The sequence below is a fragment of the Streptomyces longispororuber genome, from assembly GCF_014656095.1.
Taxonomy (GTDB): domain Bacteria; phylum Actinomycetota; class Actinomycetes; order Streptomycetales; family Streptomycetaceae; genus Streptomyces; species Streptomyces longispororuber.
Map to the genome: position 1 here is coordinate 1 of NZ_BNBT01000149.1, position 21,787 is coordinate 21,787.

Consider the following 21,787-nt stretch of genomic DNA (forward strand, 5'->3'; position numbering starts at 1 on the left):
GGCCCCGGGGTCGACGGCGCCCGGGACGGCCGGGCCGCCCACGGCGGGAGGGCCTGCCGGAGTGCACGCGCCCGCCCCGCCGCCGCCCGTCCTCACCGCCGACGGCGCCTACGCCGCCCGCCTCACGCACGCCGGCGGCTCCTGGTACCCCGAGCGCTGGACGCTCGACTCCCCGGAGCCGTACGCCGTGCCGCTGCCCGGCCACCAGCCCGAGGAGCCCGGTACGGAGGTGCTGCCGATGGCCGACGGGCGCGTCCTGGTGCACCGGCGCGCGGCGGGCCGGCACCTCTTCGCGCTGCTGTACCCCACCGGGCCCGGCACCGGCGAGGTGGCGCTCGGCGGCGTGGAGTGCGCGGGCGCGGAGCTGACGCTGCTGCCGCCCGCGCCCCGGGGCGGCCGCGCGTACGCCCTCGCGGCGGGCGACCGCTCGACGGCGGTGTGGCTCGTCGCGGGCGGCTCGTTCGGCCCCGAGCACCTCGCGGAGGTCCCCGGCCGCTGTTCGGGCGGCGTCTGGCTCGACCGGACGAACCGCATGCTGGCGCTGGACCGGGAGCTCGACGGCGTGACCAAGACGGTCGCGGTGGACCTGGAGCGCGGCGGCGAGGTGACGCCGCTGCTGCAGATCGCCGCCGGCAGCGACGACCGGCTGTTGCTCGCCGACGCCGACAGCGGGCTGCTCCTGATCCGCTCGGACGCGCCGGGCGAACCACGCCTGGGCTGGGGCGTGTTGGGCAGTACGCACCCGGTGCGCTTCCCCGAGTGCCTGCGCCTCCCGGGCCACCGGGCGACGCCGTTCGCCGTCCAGCCCGGTCAGGTCCTCACCCCGGAGGCCTGCGCGGTCGCCCTGCGCCTCGACGCCGCCGCCCCCGCCGCCGGGTCGCGTCCCGCGCTGTGCGCCTGGCGCCCCGCCGACCGGCGGGTGCACCCGCTCACCGCCCCGGAGGGCTGGCTCGCCGGTGTCGGCCACTGGACGCCGGAGGGCGTCCTGCGCCTGCCCTGCGCCACCCCGGCGGTGCCCTGCGGGGTCGCCCGGATCGAGGTGCCGGACCCGGGCGCCCCGGGCCCCGCGGGAGCCGGTCGCGCGGAGCCGAACTCCCTCGCCGTGGACGGTGATCCGCGCCCCACGGACGGGCCCGGCGGGCGGGGCGGCGCCCCTCGTACCACCCGTCCCGTGCCCTTGCAGCAGGCACCCCTCGGCGGTCGCACGACGGGCCGTTAGACTCGCCCGCCGATACGAACGATCTTTCACACGGGGTGAGTTTCATGACGACCGACACGACCACCGGCACAGCGCCCGAGAACCTGCGCACGGCGATACGCGCCGACGGGCACACCGAGGGACACGCCCAGGGGTACACACAGGCGTACACGCAGGGGTACGCCGAGGCCGGACCGGCCACCGGACACGGCCGGCACCGGGGCCCCGTCGCGGCGCACGACGAAGAGGGCGCGCCGCGCGGCAGGCACCGCAAGGCGTCCTCCGAGAGCTGAGCCGACGTACGGCCGGGGCCGGGGCGGCACCCCCGAACCGGCCCGAACACCTCGCGGACCTGGGGAGTTGCCGAACCGGCAACAAGGTTCGTGCGTGGCCCGGGCGGCGCCGCATGATCGTGGTGACCGCCCCGGGCAACCCTTGGAGGTTCCATGCGTCAGGTGCCGCAGCGTCAGGTGGAGCAGGAGGACGGCGCGCTCCGTCACGAGCCGCGCGAGGGCCGCGCCCACGGTGAGGCCGCGCGGGACGGCCGCACCAACGGTGAGGCCGCGCGGGACGGCCGCGTCCACCGCCTGGTGTCCTCACCGGCCGGGCGCACCCACGTGGTCGAGCAGGGCAGCGGACCGCTGGTCCTGCTCGTGCACGGCTTCCCGGAGTCCTGGTACTCCTGGCGCCACCAGCTCCCCGCCCTGGCCGCCGCGGGCTACCGCGCCGTGGCCCTCGACGTACGGGGCTACGGCCGCTCCAGCAGGCCCGCGGCGCCGGACGCGTACCGGCTGCTCGACCTGGTGGCGGACGCCGCGGCCGTGGTGGAGGAGCTGGGCGAGAGCTCCGCGGTGGTCGTCGGCCACGACTGGGGCGCGACGATCGCCGCGACCTCCGCGCTGCTGCGGCCCGACGTGTTCCGCGCGGTCGGGCTGCTCAGCGTGCCGTACACGCCGCCCGGCGGGCCGCGGCCCGGCGAGGTGTTCGCGGCGATGGGCGGCGACGAGGAGTTCTACGTCTCCTACTTCCAGGAGCCCGGCCGCGCCGAGGCCGAGATCGAGCCGGACGTGCGCGGCTGGCTCGCCGGTTTCTACGCCGCGTTCTCCGCCGACACCATGCCCGGGCCCGACGCGCCGGACCCGCACTTCGTCAGCCCCGGCACGACCCTGCGCGAGCGCTTCCCCGCCGGACCGCGGCCCGCCTGGCTCGGCGCGGACGACCTCGACGTGTACGCGGGGGAGTTCGAGCGCACCGGCCTGACCGGGGCGCTGAACCGCTACCGGAACATGGACCGGGACTGGGAGGACCTCGCCGGGTACGCGGGCGCGCCGGTCACCCAGCCGTCGCTGTTCGTCGGCGGCGGCCGGGACGCCTCCACCACCTGGCTGGCCGACGCGATCGCGGCGTACCCGACGACGCTGCCGGGCCTGCGCGGCTCGCACGTCCTGGAGGGGTGCGGGCACTGGCTCCAGCAGGAGCGGCCCGAGGAGACCAACCGGCTGCTCGTGGAGTGGCTGCGCGAGCTCGACAGGTAGGCCCGGGCGGCCCCCGCCACCGGCTACTCCCGCTTCAGCGCCAGCACTTCGGCCGCCGCGAACGTCTCCCCCTCCGGCCGGCCCGTGAAGTACGGCGTCAGCGCCCCGTCCAGCTCCGCGGCGGTGAACGCCCCGTCGGCCGCGCGGAACACGGCGGCCACCCTGGGCCGCTCCATCACGGCCACGATCCCGCCGTGCACCACGAGGAGTTGCCCGGTGACGCGGCCCGCCGCGGGCGAGGCCAGGTAGCCGACGAGCGGCGCCACGTGCTCGGGCGCCAGCGGGTCGAGCCCGCCCTCGTCCGGCTCGGCGTACCCGGCGAACACGTCGGCCGTCATCCGGGTGCGCGCCCGGGGGCAGATGGCGTTGGCGGTCACGCCGTACCTGGCCAGGGCGAGGGCCGTGGACGTGGTGAGGCCGACGACGCCGCCCTTGGCGGCGGCGTAGTTGGGCTGCCCGGCGGACCCGGCGAGGAACGCCTCCGAGGAGGTGTTCACGATCCGGCCGTACACGGGCCCGCCCGCCGCCTTGGAGCGCTCGCGCCAGTGGGCGGAGGCGAACCGGATGGTGTTGAAGTGGCCCTTGAGGTGCACGCGGACCACCGCGTCCCACTCCTCCTCGGACATCGAGAAGACCATCCGGTCCCGGAGGATGCCCGCGTTGTTGACCAGGACGTCGAGCTTCCCGTACGTGTCGACGGCCAGCTCCACCAGGTCCCGGGCCTGCTGGTGGTCGGCCACGTCCCCGGTGTGCGCGACGGCCTTGCCGCCCGCGGCGCGGATCGCGGCGGCGGCCTCCTCGGCGGGCGCGGCGGACGCCGCGCCGGTGCCGTCGCGGCCCGGCTGCCCGTAGTCGTTGACGACGACGGCCGCCCCGAGCCGGGCGAGCTCCACGGCCTCGGCCCGGCCGAGCCCGCGGCCCGCGCCGGTGACGACGGCGGACAGCCCTTCCAGTGGCCTCTGCACGAGCAACCCCCACGGGTCGTGTCGGTCAGGTCGTGTCGGTCAAGTCGTGTCGAACAGGTCATGTCGGTCCCGGTCGTGCCGGTCCTGGTCGTGCCGGTCCCGGTCGTCTCGGGTCCGGTCAGATCTCCACGCACGTCCGCAGCGCCGTGCCCGTACGCATCTGCTCCAGGGCCTCGTTGATCTCGGCGAGCCGGACCCGGTGCGTGATCATGCCGGCGAGGTCGACGCGGCCCGCGCGCCACAGCGCGACCGCCCGCTCGTAGGAGCGCAGCACGTCGCCGCCGCCGTACAGCGAGGGCAGGATGCGCTTCTCGTCGAAGAACAGCTCGAACATGTTGAACCGCACGTGGTCGTCCACGGCGCCCGCGCCGACCACGCACAGGGTGCCGCCGCGCCGGGTGGCCTCGTACGCCGCGCGGGTCGTCGCCGACGTGCCGACGACCTCGAAGACGTAGTCGAAGCCCTCCCCGGCCGTGGCCCGCTGCGCCGCGTCCGTCAGCGCGTCGGGGGCGACCGCCTCGCTCGCGCCGAACCGCAGGGCCGCCTCGCGCCGCGACTCCACCGGGTCCACGGCCACGATGTGCGCGGCGCCCTTGAGCCGCGCGCCCTGGAGGACCGCGATGCCGACGCCGCCGCAGCCGATGACCGCGACGGACGAACCGGCGGCCACGTCGGCGGTGTTGAGGGCCGCGCCGAGCCCGGTGGTGACGCCGCAGCCGATGAGCGCGGCGATGTCGAAGGGCACGTCGTCGGGGATCGGCACCGCGCAGGCCGCGTCGACCACGACCTCCTCGGTGAAGGTGCCGGTGCCCGCGAAGCCGAAGACGTCGCCGCCCGGGCGCTTGAAATTGGGCGTGCCGGCGTTCATGAACCCGGCCAGGCACAGCTCGGTCTGGCCGCGCCGGCACGCCGGGCACGTCCCGCACGCCGGGAGCCAGCACACCAGGACCCGGTCGCCCTGCCGGACGTTCGTCACGCCGTCGCCGACGTCGACGACCTCGCCCGCGCCCTCGTGCCCGGGGACGAACGGCGCGGGCTGCGGCAGTACGCCGTTCATCGCGGACACGTCCGAGTGGCACAGGCCGGTGGCCCGCACGCGGATCCTCACCTTGCCCGGGCCGAAGCCCACCGCCTCGACGTCGTCGAGCACGTCGAGCTTGTCCTGGCCCGTCTCGTGCAGTACGGCTGCGCGCATGCGTGCGGCTCCTTCCACCACGGGGGTGCCTGGCGTCTGGCGTCCGTTGTGCTCCCTGCCTCAGGTGCGGGCGTGCTCCACGACGGTGTCGGCGAGGACCGGCGCGTCGTCCCGCTCGACCGCCGTGACCCGCGCCAGGACCCGGCCCGGCTCCTCCCACATGCCGATGCGCAGGGTCTCGCCGGGGTAGGCGACCCCCGCGAAACGCGTACGGCAGGCGCGCACGCGTGCCACCTCGCCGCCGAGCACGGTGTCCACGACGGCCTTGAGCGTCATCCCGTACGAGCACAGGCCGTGCAGGATGGGCCGGTCGAAGCCCGCGAGCTTGGCGAAGTCGGGGTCGGCGTGCAGCGGGTTCCAGTCGCCGGACAGGCGGTAGAGCAGCGCCTGGTCACCGCGGACGGGCCGGTCGACGCTCCGGTCGGCGGGGCGGTCGGGTTCGGCGGAGCGCGCGGAGGGGCCGCGCTCGCCGCCGAACCCGCCCTCGCCGCGGACGTAGAGCTGGGCCTCGCTGGTCCACAGCGGCCCGTCGTCGTCGGCCGCGTCGGCGCGCAGCACGATGACGGCCGCCTTGCCCTTGTCGTGGATCGCGGCGACCTTCGACGTCAGGGTCGCCGTGCCCGCCACGGGGATCGGGCGGTGCGGCTCGACGGACTGGCCGCCGTGCAGGACGGCGGCGAGGTCCACGTCGATGCCGGGCGCGGACAGGCCGCCCATGGCGCCCATGCCGCCGCCCGCGACGGTCGCGAAGCTGGGCAGCACGTGCAGCCGGGACTCCAGCGTGTAGCGCAGCTCGTCCGGGTCGGTGGCGGGGTCGGGCTTGTCCGGGTTCGCGCCGGCGCCGAGGCCGAGGTGGTAGAGCTGGACGTCCTTGTGGCCCCAGGTGATCGTGGCGCTGCGGGGTTCGGCGGCCAGGGCCCTGGCGGCGTCGATGGGCATGGAGGGCGGCTCCTTGGCGTCGGGAGGGACCCCGGTGCGGCCGTCCGCACCGTCGGCCGCACCGAGGTCGCGGCGGGGCCGGACGGAGCCGTTCTAGAACGCGTTCCACTCCGGCGCTCCATGTATAGCCCAGCGCCCCGGAGTTGGGAAGGCCCCTGACGCCGCGTCAGCAGCGCCGGGTCACCGCTCCCCACCCCCATGACATTTGTCCTGGCCAGGACGGTACGTACGTGACTTACGCACCCCCGCCCCCGGTTCCGTACTGTCGACGGGCACGGTGTGGAGCCGGGGGAACGGAGAGAGCACGACATGTCCTGGACGCGCGGCGTCAGCCGCCGGGTGCGCGAGGTGCGCGCCGCCCGCGCCGCGTGGCGCGCGGAGTGGCCGGAGCGGAAGGCCGCCTGGCGGGAGTGCCGGCGGGCCGACCGCGAGGACCCGCTGCTCACGCCGGGCCCGCCCAACGGCTTCGCGCTGCTGCCGTGGCTGTTCATGGGCCTGGGCGCCTTCTCGCACCTGCTCCAGGGCAGGACCGCGAACCCGTGGATCGCCTCCCTCGGGCTGCTCGCCTTCAACTCCCTGTACGTCGCGATCGCCTTCCGCGCCTTCGACAAGGCCAAGCGGGAGGCGCGCGCCACGCTGGCCGCGCTGGGGGCGCTGGGCCTGCTGACGCTGGGGCTCGCGGCGGGGTACGGCGGGAGCTGGCTGATGTTCTTCCCGCTGTTCGGCCTCGCCGTCGGCGCGGTGGTGCGGGGCCGCCGCCTCGGCCCGGTGAGCCTGGCCCTGAGCACGCTCGCGGGCGCGGTCGCCGGGCTGCGGGACGGCTGGGACGGGCTCAACATCGCGTACGGCACGTTCCTGTCCACGATGGTGACGGCGGCGATCCTGTCGCTTTCGGAGGCGGTACGCGACCTGCGGGCGGCCCGCGAGGAGCTGGCGCGGCGGGCGGTCGCGGAGGAGCGGCTGCGCTTCTCCCGGGACCTGCACGACCTGCTCGGCCACACCCTGTCGGTGATCGTGGTGAAGTCCGAGGCCGCGCGCCGCCTCGCCCCGCGTGACCTGGAGGCGGCCCTGGGCCAGGTCGCGGACATCGAGACCGTGGGCCGGCAGGCGCTCACGGAGATCCGCGAGGCCGTGACCGGCTACCGCGAGGCGTCGCTCGCCGCGGAGCTCGACCGCGCGCGGGACCTGCTCGACGCCGCCGGTGTCGAGACCTCCGTACGCCAGTCGGGACCGCCGCTCGACCCGCGCCCGGCGGCGCTGCTCGGCTGGGTGGTGCGCGAGGCCGTCACCAACGTCGTACGGCACGCGCGGGCCGCCCGGTGCACGATCGAGGTCACCGGCACCGCCGAACGGACCCGCCTGGTGATCACCGACGACGGCCGCGGCGTAGGCTCGACCCCGCCCGGCAGCGGGCTCAAGGGCCTGGCCGAGCGGATCGCCGCGGCGGGCGGCTCCCTGGAGTCGGGGCCGGGGCCGCGCGGCGGCTTCCGGGTGGCGGCCGTACTGCCCGCCGACGGGAGCGAGGCGGCGGGGGCGACGGCCGGGACGGGCCCGTCCCGCGCAGGGGAACACAGCGGATGACCGCCGAGGAGCACGCCGCATGACCGTCGAGGAGCACACCGGATGATCAGGGTCCTGCTCGCCGAGGACCAGGGCATGATGCGCGGCGCGCTGGCGCTGCTGCTCGGCATGGAGGCGGACATCGAGGTCGTCGCGCAGGTGGGGGCCGGTGACGAGATCGTGGCCGCCGCCCTGACCGCGCGGCCGGACGTGGCGCTGCTCGACATCGAGCTGCCGGGCCGCAGCGGCCTGGAGGCGGCGGCGGAGCTGCGCGCGGAGTGCCCGGACTGCCGGGTCCTGATCCTCACCACGTTCGGGCGCCCCGGCTATCTGCGCCGGGCCATGGAGGCGGGCGCGGCGGGCTTCCTGGTCAAGGACGGCCCGGTGGAGGAGCTGGCCGAGGCGGTGCGGCGGGTGCTGCGCGGCGAGACGGTCGTCGACCCCGCCCTCGCGGCGGCCGCCCTCGGCGCGGGCCCCAACCCGCTCACGCCGCGCGAGGCGGAGGCCCTGCGGGCCGCGGTGGACGGGGCGACGGTCGCCGACATCGCGGCGGCGCTGCACCTGTCGGAGTCGACGGTACGGAACTACCTGTCGGCGGCCATTGGGAAGACGGGGACGCGGAACCGGACGGAGGCGGCCCGCGAGGCGCGGCGGCAGGGCTGGCTGTAGTCCGCGGCGCCCCGGCCGGGGCCCGGGCTCAGTCCCGTGCCGCGGTTGGGGCCCGGGCTCAGTCCCGTGCCGCGGTTGGGGCCCGGGCTCAGTCCCGTGCCGCGCGCGGCATCCACAGCAGGACCACCGCCGCCGCCGCCACCAGGAACCCCGCTCCCCACAGGAACGCCTCCGCGTACCCCTCGGCGAGCGCCGCCGAGCCGGGGCTCTCGCCCGTGCGGGCCGCGGCGACCGTCGACAGGACCGCGAGGCCCAGCGAACCGCCCATGGTGCGGGAGGTGTTGATCAGGCCGGCGACCAGGCCCGCGTCGCCGGGGGCCGCGCCGCTGGTGGCCAGGGAGGCGAGCGGGGTGGCCGCGAGCCCGGCGCCCAGCATCATCAGGATGCCCGGCAGCATGATGGACGTGACGTACGCGCCGTCCGCGTCGAGGACCCGCCACTGCCAGGCGTACCCGGTGGCCGCCACCAGGACGCCGAGGACCGTGACCGTGCGCGCCCCCACGACCCGCATCAGCCGGGGCGCCGCCTTGGAGCCCACGACGACGCTGACGGAGCTGGGGATGAGCGCGAGCCCGGCCTCCAGGGGCGTGTAGCCGAGGACGTTCTGCGCGTACAGGGTCATGAAGAACCACATGGCGAACATGCCCATGCCGCACACGAACATGGTGGCGTTGGCGGCCGACACGGACCGTACGCGGAACAGCCCGAGGGGCATGAGCGGCGCCTTCGCGCGCGCCTCGACCCCGAGGAAGACGCCGATCAGGGCGAGCCCGGCCGCGAGGGGCACGAGGGTCGCCGCGGCCGTCCAGCCCTCGACCTCGGTCTGCACGATGCCGTACGCGAGGGTGGCGATGCCCGCGGTGACGAGCACGGCCCCGGGCACGTCGAGCCGCCTGTCGCCGCCCGCCCGGCTCTCGCTGATCCAGCGCAGCGCGGCGGCGAGGACCAGGACGCCGATGGGCACGTTCACCAGCAGCACCCAGCGCCAGGACAGGCCGTCGGTGAGGACGCCGCCGACGAGCCCGCCCGCGGCGCCGCCCCCGGCCCCGACGGCCGACCACGTGGCGATGGCCCGTACCCGCGCGGGGCCCTCCGGCACGGCGGCCGTGAGGATGGTCAGCGTCGAGGGCGCGAGCACGGCGGCGCCCAGGCCCTGCACCGCCCGCGCGGCCAGGAGCTGCCAGCCCTCCTGCGCGAGGCCGCCCGCGAGCGAGGCCAGCGTGAACAGGCCGAGCCCGACCAGGAACATCCGCTTGCGCCCGAAGAGGTCCCCGGCCCGCCCCCCGAGCAGCATGAACCCGGCGAAGGCGATGGAGTACGCGTTGACGACCCACTGCAGCCCCGTGGCGCTGAGGCCCAGGTCCGCCCGCATGGACGGCAGGGCCACGTTCACGACGGACACGTCGAGGACGACGAGGAACTGTCCGGCGCAGGCGGCGGCCACGACGAGCCAGGTGGGCGCGGTGCCGCGCCGGGATATCGGGGTGTCGACGGGGGTCTGAAGCATGGGCTCCATGCTGGCAGGCGATCCGTGCCCCGTACATCGGTAAAAAGCGGGCAGGTTGCGGGGCGGAGGACCTAGGCCGAAGGTCACCTCCGCGCCGCACCGCGCCGTACCGGGCGCGAGCCACCCCCACCCCCCGGTCAACAAGAAGTCAAGACTTCCCCTGGTTCGACAGCCGTCGGAATAGTCGCCCCAGGAGACAGGTTCATGCTGCACGTACCGGCGGACGCCCCGGTGTCCGCCGGCAGGCCCACGCCCGTCACCTCTCGTCCCGGAGGCCCTTCTTCCATGTCCCACGCGACGGCCCACCCCCGCGCACCCCGCGGCGTCGTCCCCGTCCTCGCCTTCGCCGGCATCGTCGTCGCCGTCATGCAGACGCTGCTCGTCCCCGTCATCAAGGACCTGCCCGCGCTGCTGCGTACGACGCCGTCCAACGCCACCTGGGTGATGACCTCGACGCTCCTCGCGGGCGCCGTCGCCACACCGATCATGGGGCGGCTCGGCGACCTCTACGGCAAGCGCCGGATGCTGCTCACCAGCCTCGCCGTCATGGTCGTCGGCTCCCTGGTCTGCGCCCTCACCGACGACCTCGTCGTGATGATCGCCGGACGGGCGCTGCAAGGGTTCGCGATGGGCGCGATCCCGCTGGGCATCGGCCTGATGCGCGACGAGCTGCCGCGCGAGCGGCTCGGCTCGGCGATGGCGCTGATGAGCTCCTCCATCGGCGTCGGGGGCGGCCTCGCGATGCCCGCCGCCGCCCTCGTCGCCCAGCACGCCGACTGGCACGCCCTGTTCCTCGGCTCCGCGGGCCTCGGCGTCCTCGCGATGCTGCTGATCGTCCTGACCGTGCCGGAGAGCCCGCTGCGGGCCCGGGGCACCTTCGACGTGCTCGGCGCGCTCGGCCTCTCGGCGGGCCTCGTGCTCTTCCTGCTGCCCATCACCAAGGGCAGCGACTGGGGCTGGGGTTCGGGCCTGACGCTCGGCCTCTTCGCGGCCTCCGCCGTGGTGTTCGCACTGTGGGGCGCCTACGAACTGCGCGTCGCCGCCCCGCTGGTGGACCTGCGCACCACCGCCCGGCGCGAGGTGCTGCTCACCAACCTCGCCTCGATCATGGTCGGCGTCGCCTTCTACGCCATCTCGCTGGTGCTGCCGCAGCTCCTCCAACTGCCCGCCGCCACCGGCTACGGCCTCGGTCAATCCATGGTCGTGGCGGGCCTGTGCGTGGCGCCGCTCGGCCTGACCATGATGGTCACGGCGCCCCTCTACGCCCGGCTCTCGGCGGCGTACGGGCCGAAGGTCACCCTCATCCTCGGCCTGCTCGTCATCGCCGTCGGCTACGGCGCGGGCATCGGCCTGATGAGCGCCGCCTGGCAGACCGTCGTCATCTCGGTCGTGGTCGGCGCGGGCATCGGCCTCGCCTACTCCTCGCTGCCCGCGCTCATCGTCGGCGCCGTCGACCCGTCCGAGACGGGCGCGGCCAACGGCCTCAACACCCTGATGCGGTCCATCGGCACGTCGGTGTCCAGCGCCGTCATCGGCATGGTGCTGGCCAACACCGCCGACCACGTCGGCGGTGTCGACGTCCCCACCATGGAGGGCTTCCGCGCCTCCTTCCTCATCGCCACCGGCGCGGTCGCGATCGGCCTGGTGCTCGCGCTGTTCCTGCCCGGCGCCAAGCGGGCCGCGGCCGGGCAGCACACGCAACTGCGCGCCAGCAGCGAGGAGGACGCCGCGCTGACCCGCGCCACCGAGGCGCTCACCGGCGGCTTCCGGGGCCGGGTCCTGTCCGCGGCCGGGGAGCCGGTGGCCCGCGCCCGGGTCACCCTCATCGACCCGCACGGCCGCCGCGCGGGCGCCGCGCTCACCGACGCCGAGGGGCGCTACGCCCTCGCGGCCCCGGCCGACGGCGCGTACGTGCTCGCGGCCACCGCCGCCGGGCACGCGCCGGGCGCCGCCTCGGCCACGCATCGGGGCGGGGACCGGCCGGTGGAGGTCGACCTGGCGCTGTCCGGCGAGAGCGAGATCCTGGCCTGAGGCCGGCCGCGGGGCCCGTGTACGTTCCGTACGTACGTCACCGCGTACGTACGGCACCGCGCGTGTACGTGACCGCGTACGCACGGAACGCGTACGTCCACCGGTACGTACGGACGCCACCGGCGCGAGGACCCGTACGCGCCCCGCACAGCAGGAGGAACCATGGCCGCCGCCGCGCGCACCCCGGAAGGACCGGAGCCGGAGGTCCTCGCCGCGTTCGAGGCGGCCAAGGGGTTCATGCCCCGGCACGAGGGGCTCGCGCTGTACGCGGCCGCCCGGGAGGCGGCGGGACTCGGCCTGCCCCTGCTGGAGATCGGCACGTACTGCGGGCGCTCCACGCTGCTGCTCGCCGACGCCGCCCGCGCGGGCGGTGTGAGCGTGATCACGGTCGACCACCACCGGGGCAGCGAGGAGCAGCAGCCGGGCTGGGACTACCACGACCCGGACACGGTGGACCCCGAGGTCGGCCGCATGGACACGCTGCCGGCCTTCCGGCGGACGCTGCACCGGGCGGGCCTGGAGGAGCACGTGATCGCGGTGGTCGGCCGCTCCCCGCAGGTGGCGCGCCTCTGGAACGGCCCGCTCGGCCTGGTCTTCATCGACGGCGGGCACACCGACGAGCACGCCACCGCGGACTACGAGGGGTGGGCGCCGCACGTGGCCGAGAGCGGCCTCCTCGTCATCCACGACGTCTTCCCCGACCCGGTGGACGAGTGGACGGGCCAGGCGCCGTACCGCGTCTACCTCCGGGCCCTGGAATCAGGGGAGTTCACCGAGGTCTCGGTCACGGACTCCCTTCGCGTCCTGCGCCGAACCGGTGTGGCCGGGTCCGGCCGCGGATAGGCTCGCCCCGTGTCGTACGTAGGTCCGGACAGCCAGCCGCCCCGCCCGCCCCGCCGCTTCCGCAGCGGCCGGGCGCTCGCGGTCTCCCTCGCCGTACTCGCGCCCGCGACGCTCGCGGGCTATCTCGTCCACGACGCGACGGACGGAACGGAGGACGGGAAAGCCGCGAGAACACTGCCGCCGTCCCCCAGCCGCTCGGACCGGAACGCACCGTCGAAGCCGACCGCGAAGGACCCGTCGGAATCCCCCGCTTCGCCCAGCCGTACACCGAGGAAACCGGACACGGAATCCGGCGAACCGGGCGGGAAACCCGACGGCAAGGGTTCCTCGGCGGGCCGCCCCGCGCCCTCCGGCCCGCTCAAGGGCAAGGTCGTGGTGATCGACCCGGGCCACAACTCGGGAAACTTCCGGCACACCGCGGAAATCAACCGGCAGGTGAACATCGGCACGCATTCCAAGGAGTGCGACACCACCGGCACATCCACCGACAACGGATATACCGAGGCCCAGTTCACCCTGGACCTCGCCCACCGGCTGCGGGACGCCCTGCACCGCGAGGGCGCCACGGTCCGCCTCACCCACGACGGGGACCGGCCCTTCGGCCCCTGCGTCGACGAACGCGCCCGCATCGGCAACGCGGCCCGCGCCGACGCGGTCGTCTCCCTGCACGCCGACGGCTCGGCGGTGGGCAACCGCGGCTTCCACGTCATCCTGCCCGCGAAGGTCCGCGGCGGCGCCGCCGACACGTCGGGCATCGTCGGCCCCTCCCGCGACCTCGGCGAACGCGTGGCGGGCACGTTCCTCGCGGCGACCGGGAGCGCCCCCTCCAACTACGTCGGCGGCGGCACCGGCCTGGACGTCCGCGGCGACCTCGGCGGCCTCAACCTCTCCAAGGTGCCCAAGGTCTTCATCGAATGCGGCAACATGCGCGACCCCAAGGACGAGGCGTTGCTCACGAGCGGAGCCTGGCGCCAGAAGGCGGCCCGCGGCATTTCTGACGGAATCACGAGCTTTCTGCGCCGGTGAAAGCGCGCGGTCTTTATGGGTCCGTTGCCGTCTCGTCACGGGACGGCAACCGGGAGATCTTCACTGGGTGACGATCTTTATCTCAAGCAGACACCCCGGCCGGACGGACGATAGTGTCCTCCGTACGATGAGGGGCCACCCCCGCGCTTCGCGCACCGCGACACAACCGCGACTACGGCGACAGCGACGCCTCTAACGACGAGACGACTGACGAAGGACCTGAAGTGAATTTCCGCTCCCTCACTCGAGGCGACGGCGTGGTGATCGGAGCAGCGGTGTTGCTCTTCATCGCGTCGTTCCTCGACACCTTTGACGGCGATGGCGACGAGATCCCCACCGCCTGGGACAACGGCAACCTTCTGATGAGCGTGTACCTGGCCGGCATCATCGGTGCCGCGCTCATCGTGCTGGGCCGCGCGATGGGACCGGGCCGGAAGGTCGCGGGCCTGGACCTGGGGATGGTCGGCACCGGCTTCGCCCTCGCCGCCGCGTGGAGCTCCCTCGGTGCGATGTTCGACACCGGCCAGTCCTACGACGAGGTCTTCAAGGCATTCGGCCGCTTCGGCGGCGGTGGGGGCAGTGTCGACACCCCCGACGCCGGTGCCGGTCTCATCCTCGGCCTGATCGGCGCCCTCCTCCTCGCCGCCGGTGCCATCGCCGCGCAGGCCGTGCCCGCGCTCAAGGCGCCGCTCGCGGGTGGCGTGAAGTCGCCGACGCCGCCGCCCTACGGCGGCCAGCCCTCCGGCGGCTACGGCTACCCGGGCGCCGCGTCGCAGCCGTACGGCGCGCAGCCGGGACAGCCGCAGCAGCCGTCGTTCGGCGGGCAGCCGCAGGGTGGCGCGGCCACGCCGCCGCCGGCCGCCGCGCAGGCGCAGCCCGCCGCGGACTTCTCGCCGTTCTGGTTCGCCGTGCCGGTGCCGCGCCCGCTGTACCCGGAGGACGGCTCGCCCACCCCGATCGCCGAGCTGGCGCCGGGCACCTGGTACCTGGCCGTCGAGCAGCGCGGTCAGAGCCTGGTGGCGCAGACGCAGGACGGCCGCCGCGGCGTCCTGCAGGACACGACCGGGATCCAGCGCGGCTGACCCGGAGTTCCGCCTCACCTCAGCGGCCCCTCGCCCTTCCGGGCGGGGGGCCGCTGGCGTACAGTCCCCGGGCGACCGTTACCTGACGGTCAGTCAGCCACCGTGGGAGGCGTCATGCGGCTCGGGCTCGCGCTCGGGTACTGGGGCCGCGGCCCCGGCCCCGGGCACCTCGCGCTCGCCCAGGAGGCGGAGCGGCTCGGCTACGACTCGGTGTGGACGGCCGAGGCCTGGGGCTCGGACGCGTTCACGCCGCTGACCTGGATCGCCGCGCACACCTCGCGCATCCGGCTGGGCACCGCCGTGGCGCAGATGGCCGCCCGCTCCCCCACCGCCACCGCCATGCACGCCCTGACCCTGGACCACCTCTCCGGCGGCCGGTTCCTCCTCGGGCTCGGCCTGTCGGGGCCGCAGGTGGTGGAGGGCTGGTACGGCAGGCCGTTCCCGAGGTCGCCGCTGACCGCGACGCGCGAGTACGTGGACGTCGTACGGCAGGTGCTGCGGCGCAAGGCGCCGGTCGCGCTCGACGGGCGGTTCCACCCGCTGCCGTACGCGGGGGACGACGGGACCGGGCTCGGCCGACCGCTCAAGCCCCTCACGCACCCGCTGCGCGCCGACCTGCCGGTGCTGCTCGGCGCCGAGGGGCCGAAGAACGTCGCGCAGACGACACGGATCGCGGACGGCTGGCTGCCGCTGTACTGGTCGCCGACGCGCACGGACGCCTACGGGTCGGCCCTCACCGGCCTGCCCGACGGCTTCCTCGTCGCGCCCCTGGTCCGCGCCCAGGTCTGCGCCGACGTCACCGAGGGCCTGGCGCCCGTGAAGGCCATGCTCGGCTTCTACATCGGCGGCATGGGGCACGCCACCCGGAACTTCCACGCCGACCTCATGGCCCGGATGGGGTTCGCGGACGCGGCGGCGCGGGTGCGGGAGCTGTTCCTCGCCGGGCGGCGCGAGGAGGCCGTACGCGCCGTGCCGGACGCCTTCGCCGACGAGATCTCCCTGGTCGGGCCGCGGGAGCGGATCGCCGAGCGGCTGGAGCCGTGGCGTGCGGGACCCGTCACGGACCTGCTCGCCCTGACGTCGGACCCGCACACCCTGCGCGTCCTCGCGGACCTGGCCGGATAGCGGACCGCGCCGACCTCCGCGGTCACATGGGCGCGGCTCAGCGGAAGATGGCCACCGGGTCCACCGTCAGTTCGCCCGCCTCGCGGTTCCAGGTGCGGACCTTGCCCAGGCAGCGTGCCTGGAACTCGCCGCTGAAGTAGTCCTCCTCGTGGAACTCCTCGCGGATGCCGTCCCCGACGCAGGTGATCTTGACGTGGGCCTGCGGGGTGCCGTCGCCGTACCGGGCGCGCAGCACCACGTCGCCGCCGTTCAGGCCGCGTGCCGTGAACCGCCCGGTGACCGACACGAACTCCGCCATCACCGCGCTGAGCGGCACCCGGTCGTCGCCGCTGTCGCGCAGCGCGTCCGCGAGGGCGCGGTTGGGGGTGAGCACGCCGGTGGTGAGGTCGGCGTGCACGACGGCGTCCTCGCGGCGCATGGTGTCCATCAGCAGCCCTATCACCGTGATCGGCGTGTTCTGCTGCACGTACGTCGTGAACCGCTCCTTGGTGACGTCCCGGCCCGCCTTGCCGCCCACGCCGCCCGTGACCTTCGCCCACAGGCCGACGCCGGAGGTCACGTTCGTGCGGTCGGCGACCTCCTGCTCCAGGGCCGCCGAGAACCCGCCGGTCTGGTAGAGGTCCATGACCCGCTGCTCGTGCAGGTAGAAGCACATGCCGTGGAACGTGCGCCGGCGCCGTCCCGGGCGCCGGCGCCGGGGCAGCCCGAGCCGCAGCAGCACGTACCGCAGGAGCACCCCGCAGCAGGCCGCCGTCGCCAGCCACACGACCATCCACGGCCACCACAGGTCCCACCACTGACTGTCAACGACACCCACGGATCTCCTTGAAGGCCTGGGAGAGGGAGGAGGAGCCCGCGTCCACGACGCGGCCGCCGGTCGCGTCGGCGGCGCGCCGCAGCTCCCGCCCGTCGGCCTCTCCGAAGGGGACGGGGAAGGTCGGCACGGCCCGCGCGCCGGCCGGGAGCCGCGCGTACCGGCGGGCGAACTCCCCGTAGGACATGCCCGTGTTGTTCTCGCCGTCCGTCATCAGCACGATCGACAGCGGCCTCTGGTCCCCGTCGCGCACGGCGTCCGCGCCGAGGCGGTACCCGTGGTCGAGGGCCGACCAGACGGCGGTGTCCGGGGCGAGGCCGCCGCCCGCCACGACGTCGTTCAGCCGCCGCAGGCCGCCGGCGCCGCGCACGGACACGGTCCGCTGCTCCAGGACCCGGCCCGCGAACCGTACGACGGTGATCCGCTCGCCCCGGTAGAACCGCGCGAACTTGCCCGCCGCCGACGGGTCCGCCCCGCTCAGGCCCCGGAACGCCGCCCGCAGGTCCGCCATCCGCGCGCCCCGCATGGACGGCGAGAAGTCGAGCAGGAACACCACGTGGTCACCGGCGCGGCGCCGCCCGGGGTCACCGTAGTTGTCCATAAGGCGCCGTACGACGGCCAGTTGGTCGGGGTAGGACAGGGCGTTGCCGATGGGGGCGCGCAGCTCCGGGGGGCGCGGGACGTCCGCGCCGACCGGCCGCCGCCACGTCGCCCGCGCCAGTCGCTCCTGTACGTCGTCGCGCCGCAGCCAGTCCACGACCTCGCGGTACGGCTCGTGCCGGGCGGGGTCGAGCAGCAGCAGCGGGAAGTCCGACAGGACCATGCCGTCCGCCGGGTGCACGATCGTCAGGGGTTCCTTCAGCTTCCGCCCGGCGTTGAGGGCGAGCAGCTCCGCCTCGTGCGCGATGAGCGCGTCGGCGGCGCCCTGGCGGCGTACGTAGGTGTCGATGAGCTCCCGGGAGCTGGCGCCGGTGAGCGTCTGCCCCGACCGGAAGCCGCGCAGCCGGTCGCAGGAGACGTCCTTGCGGCGCAGCGCGCCGCCCGTGCCCGCGGCGGCCGTGGCCACGCCGACCAGCGCCGCCCGGCCGGTGTCGCTGCGCCGCGGGTCGGGCATGCCGAACCGCACGGTGCCCTCGGCGGCGGCATCGGCGATGTCCGCCCAGGTCAGCGGCTTGCCCGTGGTGATGCGGCGGGCGGTGGCGGGGGTGAGGCCGACGACGACGGGCGAGCGCATGATGGCGGTGGACTCGGGCACACGGCGCCGCTCCTCGCGCAGCCGCAGCAGGTACGAGCGGTCGGAGGCGGGCCAGGCGAGGTCGTAGGAGCCCGGCGGGACGTCGAGGTCGGCGGTGGCGGTGAAGTCCACGTCGAGGGTGACGCCGGTGTCCTCCTCCAGGTCCCGCAACAGGGGCTTGATGTCGGCGAGTTCGGGGCTGGCCAGCACGCGCAGGGTGCGCTGCTCCTTGCCCTCCGAGCAGGCGGCGAGGGTGGTGGCGAGGACGACCAGGCACGCGGCGAGCGCGCGGCGCCTCACGAGACGCCGCCCTTCCCGGCGGGCGGGCAACTGCCGACGTGGTTGATGATCCGCTCCAGGGCGTCGAGGTCGGGCGCGTCGGCCTTGGTCTGGTCGGGGTTGGGCACGGGCACCTGCACGTGGTGGTCGCGCAGATAGGCGTTGAGCTGCTCGCTGGTGCCGTTCTCGCCGGAGAACCGCACCCGGAAGCCGAGTTCGATGGCGCGCTGCCGCAGCTCCTCGTCGGTCTCCATGAGGTCGGTGAGCCGGTCCCCGTCCGCGCCGAGCGAGATGAGCTGCGGCTCGGTGAGGGCCTGCGGCGAGGGGTAGAGGAGGACGCGCCGGGTGTCCTGCCGCTGGTGCCGCTCGCGGTGCGCGACCTGGTGGGCGAGGAACTGGTGCTCGTAGATGAGGGAGACGGGCGCGATGGACTCGCCCTCGTCGGAGAAGTAGCTGTCGGCCTGCTCGTCGGCGGCCATGCCCTGGAGGTTGATGAGGGGCTTGACCTCGGCGGCGACGTCGAGCACGGGGTCGCCGGAGCCGGCGGCGTCCCCCTTGGGCCGCGGCTCCGAGCCCGGGGGCTGGTTCCCGTTCTTCACGAAGGCGAGGATGCTGAGGTAGGTCCCGGCGGCGTTGGACTCGCACACGCTGGACGTCCGTACGAGGACCCGGCCGCTGTTGCTGCGCTCGGAGCGCTTCTCGTAGCCGATGCCGTTCCAGGTCTTGCGCTCCTCGATGAGGCGGAGGAACTTCCGCATGTCGAGGTCGTAGTAGAGGGTGTCCTCGCCGCCCGTGACCTGCTGCGGGCGGGCCACGCCCGCGGCGGCCAGGGTCTGCGCGTACTCCCGGAAGGTGCCGAGCACCAGCGGCGTCACGAACGGCCGGGCGGACTTCACGGTCCGCTGCTGCCGCTGCATGATCAGCCGGGCGGCGGGCTGGCCGGAGGGGAAGGCGACGTCCATCCCGGCCAGCGACTGGGTGGCGATGCCCCGGGAGCCGAGGCGGTGGATCTCCACCCGGATGCCGTGCTTCAGCAGCAGTCGGCGCACTTGGGGGTCCTTGAAGAAGTCGGACTTCGACGCCATCTTCCCGTCGATCGTGGTGATCCTCTCGAACGGCCGCAGCGCGTTGCCCGACACCAGCAGCGCGAGCAGTCCGGCGAGCGCGAGGGGCAGGGCGGCGAGGACGTGGCGGGGCAGCCGGCGGCGGCGCGGGGCGGCGGGCCGGCGGGTGGCCAGGCGGGGCTCTTCGACGGACGGCGGTCTGGCGTGTTCGGGCACCGGGCGCTCCTGCGGTGGGCGGGCCAGGATCCTCGGGCAGCCAACCGAACTCCGCCCCATGGAGGCGCCAACTCCACGCGAACCAGGGGTGAATGACGTGCCGTCAGGCGCCGGGGCGCGCGCCCGGTGGAGCGGGCGCGGCAGCCGCCGGGCGGCGCCGGTCGCCGGCTCGCAGGTTTCGGCCACCGCTCACCCGGTACCCGTACCCCATGTCCCCCGTACGCGCCCGACGCAGCAACGAAGCCGCCAAGGTCGTCGTCGTCATCGCGGACGTCATGGCCTTCATCCTCGTCCTGTGGATCCTGATGGACCTGCTGGACGCCAACCGCGCCAACGACCTCGTGCAGCTCGTGCGCGACGTCGCCCGCTGGCTGGCGGGCTGGTCGCACGACCTGTTCACGTTCGACGCGCGGTGGGCCCGCGTGGTCGCCGGCTACGGCCTCGCGGCCGTGGTCTACCTGGCCGCGGGGCACTTCCTCGCCGGACGGCTGCGCAGGTACTGACCCCCCGGTGCGGGCTATCCGCAGCAGTCGGGGTCCAGGCCCACCGGCAGGTCCGTGCCGGAGAACACCCGGCACGTCGCCTCGTCGCCGCCGAGCGCGGCCACCGCGAGCAGCAGCGCGCCCGCCGTCCAGGTGGTCTGCTCGACGGGCCACACGGCCGCGTCGTCGTAGACGTACCCGGTCCAGTACAGGCCGGTCCGCTCGTCACGGAGGTGCTGGATGGAGCGGAGGACCTCCACGGCGCGGTCGGACTCGCCGAGCGCCCACAGGGCGAGGGCGAGTTCGGCGCTCTCGCCGCCGGTGACCCAGGGGTTGGGGTGCACGCAGCGCACGCCGAGGCCGGGCACGACGAAGCGGTCCCAGGACTCCTTGATGCGGGCGGTGGCCTCCGGCCCGGTCAGGGCGCCGCCCAGGACCGGGTAGTACCAGTCCATCGAGTAGCGGTCCTTGTCGAGGAACCGCTCGGGGTGGCGGCGGATCGCGTGCGCCAGGGCGCCGGTCGCCAGCTCCCAGTCCGGCTGCGGGTCCTCGCGCACCTCGGCGATGGCGAGGGCGCAGCGCAGGGCCTGGTGGATGGAGGAGGAGCCGGTCAGCAGCGCGTCCGTGACCGGGGTGCCGTCCGGCTCCCGCTTCCAGCCGATCTGGCCGCCGGGCCGCTGGAGCGCGAGCACGAACTCGACGGCCGCCAGGACCACCGGCCACATGCGGTCGAGGAACACCTCGTCGCCGGTGGTCAGGTAGTGGTGCCAGACGCCGACGGCCACGTACGCGCAGAAGTTGGTCTCGCGGCCGCGGTCCGTGACGGCGTCCGGGTCGCCGTCGGCGTAGGCCGCGTACCAGGAGCCGTCCGCGTTCTGGTGCCGGGCGAGCCACTCGTAGGCGCGGGCGGCGGCCGCGTGCTCCCCGGCGGCGTCCAGGGCCATCGCGGCCTCGGTGTGGTCCCAGGGGTCCAGGTGGTGGCCGCGGAACCACGGGATGGCCCCGTCGGGGCGCTGCGCGGCGAGGATGCCGCGGACCGTGGCCGCCGCCTGATCGGCCGTCAGGACGCCGGGCAGGACGAGGTGTTCGGTGCGCTCGGGACTCGTCACGCCCCGGCCTTCGCGTCGGCGGGGGCACCGGCGGCGGCGCGCGGCAGGTGCGGCTTGGTCGCGTACGCCACGAAGCTCTTGCCGATCAGCGGGTTCAGGGCCCGCTCGGCGAGCTGGGTCGCGGCCGGCTTCTTCATGATGTCCCAGACGAGGAGCTTGTGGTACGCGCGCACCGGCAGGGCCTTGTCGTTGTCGACGCCGAACGCGCACTTCAGCCACCAGTACGGGGAGTGCAGCCCGTGCGCGTGGTGGGTGCCGTAGGGCTTGAGGCCCGCCTCGCGCATCCGGCCGAGGAGCTCGTCGGCCTTGTAGATGCGGATGTGGCCGCCCTCGACCTCGTGGTACGCGTCGCTGAGCGCCCAGCACACCTTCTCGGGGCCGTAGCGCGGCACGGTCACGGCGATGCGGCCGCCCGGCTTGAGGACGCGCACCATCTCGGCGAGGACGCCCTTGTCGTCGGGGATGTGCTCCATCACCTCGGAGATGATCACGACGTCGAACGAGGCGTCGGGGAAGGGCAGGTTGAGCGCGTCGCCCTCCATCGCGGTGGCCGTGGCGCCCGCCGGGGCCTCGCCCGCCTCCTTCATCGCCGCGAACCACTTGGCGACCTCGCGGATCTCCTCGCCGTTGCGGTCGAGCGCCACCACCCGGGCCCCGCGCCGGTAGCACTCGAAGGCGTGCCGGCCCGCGCCGCAGCCGAGGTCCAGGACGCGGTCCCCCGGGGCGAGCGGGAAGCGGGTGAAGTCGACGGTCAGCACGGGGTCCTGCTTTCGTGGTCGCGGGCCGGGGTGGGGGCGGCGGCGCTCGGGCCGGACGTCTCGGTGACCGCGGCCAGGGCGGGGCCCGGGGTGGCGGGGTCCGGGGTGGCGGGGTCCGGGGTGGCGGGGTCCGGGGTGGCGGGGCCCGGCGCGGCC

20 protein-coding genes are annotated in these 21,787 nt (G+C 74.9%); 11 read left to right on the forward strand and 9 right to left on the reverse strand.

The genetic code is table 11. The features are described from left to right. From IE330_RS31480 to IE330_RS31490, 3 genes are all read left to right on the forward strand, one after another. A partial coding sequence (locus IE330_RS31480; protein ID WP_373314771.1) for a hypothetical protein occupies positions 1–1,219 on the forward strand: 1,219 nt, incomplete at its 5' end. A 44-nt stretch (positions 1,220–1,263) separates the two neighbouring features. Continuing rightward, positions 1,264–1,491, forward strand: a complete 228-nt coding sequence (locus IE330_RS31485; protein WP_190139599.1) for a hypothetical protein — start codon at positions 1,264–1,266, stop codon at positions 1,489–1,491. 294 nt (positions 1,492–1,785) lie between these two features. Next, on the forward strand, positions 1,786–2,733 hold the full coding sequence (locus tag IE330_RS31490; RefSeq protein ID WP_229926063.1) for an alpha/beta fold hydrolase: 948 nt from the start codon (positions 1,786–1,788) through the stop codon (positions 2,731–2,733). A 23-nt stretch (positions 2,734–2,756) separates the two neighbouring features. Here IE330_RS31490 and IE330_RS31495 read toward each other — a convergent pair whose 3' ends face one another. The 3 genes from IE330_RS31495 to IE330_RS31505 form a co-directional block, all read right to left on the reverse strand. After that, complete coding sequence (locus IE330_RS31495) at positions 2,757–3,698, reverse strand: 3-oxoacyl-ACP reductase (RefSeq protein WP_373314773.1); 942 nt, start codon at positions 3,696–3,698, stop codon at positions 2,757–2,759. Positions 3,699–3,816: 118 nt separating this feature from the next. Continuing rightward, the gene (locus IE330_RS31500; protein ID WP_190139583.1) at positions 3,817–4,893 is read right to left on the reverse strand and encodes a Zn-dependent alcohol dehydrogenase; all 1,077 of its coding nucleotides are present in this window, start codon (positions 4,891–4,893) and stop codon (positions 3,817–3,819) included. Between the two features lie 60 nt (positions 4,894–4,953). Beyond that, positions 4,954–5,832: a MaoC/PaaZ C-terminal domain-containing protein gene (locus tag IE330_RS31505; protein WP_190139584.1), complete on the reverse strand. Its 879-nt coding sequence runs from the start codon at positions 5,830–5,832 to the stop codon at positions 4,954–4,956. Positions 5,833–6,141: 309 nt separating this feature from the next. On the opposite strand from IE330_RS31505, the gene IE330_RS31510 reads away from it, so the two are divergent. Both IE330_RS31510 and IE330_RS31515 read left to right on the forward strand, forming a co-directional pair. Further along, positions 6,142–7,413, forward strand: coding sequence for a sensor histidine kinase (locus IE330_RS31510; RefSeq protein ID WP_190139585.1), 1,272 nt, complete (start codon positions 6,142–6,144; stop codon positions 7,411–7,413). Between the two features lie 42 nt (positions 7,414–7,455). After that, positions 7,456–8,061 carry a response regulator transcription factor gene (locus IE330_RS31515; RefSeq protein ID WP_190139586.1) on the forward strand — a complete coding sequence of 202 codons (606 nt, stop codon included), beginning with the start codon at positions 7,456–7,458 and terminating at the stop codon, positions 8,059–8,061. Positions 8,062–8,149: 88 nt separating this feature from the next. On the opposite strand, the gene IE330_RS31520 is transcribed toward IE330_RS31515, so the two are convergent. Beyond that, a complete protein-coding gene (locus IE330_RS31520; protein WP_190139587.1) occupies positions 8,150–9,568 on the reverse strand; it encodes an MFS transporter in 1,419 nt (472 codons plus the stop codon). Positions 9,569–9,853: 285 nt separating this feature from the next. On the opposite strand from IE330_RS31520, the gene IE330_RS31525 reads away from it, so the two are divergent. The 5 genes from IE330_RS31525 (at position 9,854) to IE330_RS31545 (ending at position 15,675) form a co-directional block, all read left to right on the forward strand. After that, positions 9,854–11,599: an MFS transporter gene (locus IE330_RS31525; RefSeq protein WP_190139588.1), complete on the forward strand. Its 1,746-nt coding sequence runs from the start codon at positions 9,854–9,856 to the stop codon at positions 11,597–11,599. 162 nt (positions 11,600–11,761) lie between these two features. Next, positions 11,762–12,442 (forward strand): class I SAM-dependent methyltransferase, encoded by a 681-nt coding sequence (locus IE330_RS31530; protein WP_190139589.1) that lies wholly within the window; start codon positions 11,762–11,764, stop codon positions 12,440–12,442. Positions 12,443–12,451: 9 nt separating this feature from the next. Next, positions 12,452–13,468: an N-acetylmuramoyl-L-alanine amidase gene (locus IE330_RS31535; RefSeq protein ID WP_190139590.1), complete on the forward strand. Its 1,017-nt coding sequence runs from the start codon at positions 12,452–12,454 to the stop codon at positions 13,466–13,468. A gap of 224 nt (positions 13,469–13,692) precedes the next feature. Further along, positions 13,693–14,550 (forward strand): hypothetical protein, encoded by an 858-nt coding sequence (locus IE330_RS31540; protein WP_190139591.1) that lies wholly within the window; start codon positions 13,693–13,695, stop codon positions 14,548–14,550. A 114-nt stretch (positions 14,551–14,664) separates the two neighbouring features. After that, positions 14,665–15,675, forward strand: a complete 1,011-nt coding sequence (locus IE330_RS31545) for an LLM class F420-dependent oxidoreductase (RefSeq protein WP_190139592.1) — start codon at positions 14,665–14,667, stop codon at positions 15,673–15,675. A 37-nt stretch (positions 15,676–15,712) separates the two neighbouring features. On the opposite strand, the gene IE330_RS31550 is transcribed toward IE330_RS31545, so the two are convergent. Genes IE330_RS31550 through IE330_RS31560 form a run of 3 tightly spaced genes read right to left on the reverse strand, consistent with a single transcriptional unit; the run spans position 15,713 to position 19,282 of the window. Then, the gene (locus tag IE330_RS31550; RefSeq protein WP_190139593.1) at positions 15,713–16,492 is read right to left on the reverse strand and encodes a hypothetical protein; all 780 of its coding nucleotides are present in this window, start codon (positions 16,490–16,492) and stop codon (positions 15,713–15,715) included. Next, positions 16,479–18,023: a vWA domain-containing protein gene (locus IE330_RS31555; RefSeq protein WP_190139594.1), complete on the reverse strand. Its 1,545-nt coding sequence runs from the start codon at positions 18,021–18,023 to the stop codon at positions 16,479–16,481. The genes IE330_RS31550 and IE330_RS31555 overlap by 14 nt, the downstream gene beginning before the upstream one ends. Next, positions 18,020–19,282 carry a hypothetical protein gene (locus tag IE330_RS31560; RefSeq protein WP_190139595.1) on the reverse strand — a complete coding sequence of 421 codons (1,263 nt, stop codon included), beginning with the start codon at positions 19,280–19,282 and terminating at the stop codon, positions 18,020–18,022. Before IE330_RS31560 ends, IE330_RS31555 begins: the two co-directional genes overlap by 4 nt. Before the next feature lie 209 nt (positions 19,283–19,491). Here IE330_RS31560 and IE330_RS31565 point away from each other — a divergent pair, with 209 nt between their 5' ends. Beyond that, positions 19,492–19,785 carry a hypothetical protein gene (locus IE330_RS31565; protein ID WP_190139596.1) on the forward strand — a complete coding sequence of 98 codons (294 nt, stop codon included), beginning with the start codon at positions 19,492–19,494 and terminating at the stop codon, positions 19,783–19,785. 14 nt (positions 19,786–19,799) lie between these two features. Here IE330_RS31565 and IE330_RS31570 read toward each other — a convergent pair whose 3' ends face one another. Together IE330_RS31570 and IE330_RS31575 are read right to left on the reverse strand one after the other, a co-directional pair. Next, positions 19,800–20,873, reverse strand: a complete 1,074-nt coding sequence (locus IE330_RS31570; protein ID WP_190139597.1) for a prenyltransferase/squalene oxidase repeat-containing protein — start codon at positions 20,871–20,873, stop codon at positions 19,800–19,802. Next, positions 20,870–21,631, reverse strand: a complete 762-nt coding sequence (locus IE330_RS31575; RefSeq protein ID WP_190139598.1) for a class I SAM-dependent methyltransferase — start codon at positions 21,629–21,631, stop codon at positions 20,870–20,872. Before IE330_RS31575 ends, IE330_RS31570 begins: the two co-directional genes overlap by 4 nt. Positions 21,632–21,787: the final 156 nt, after the last annotated feature.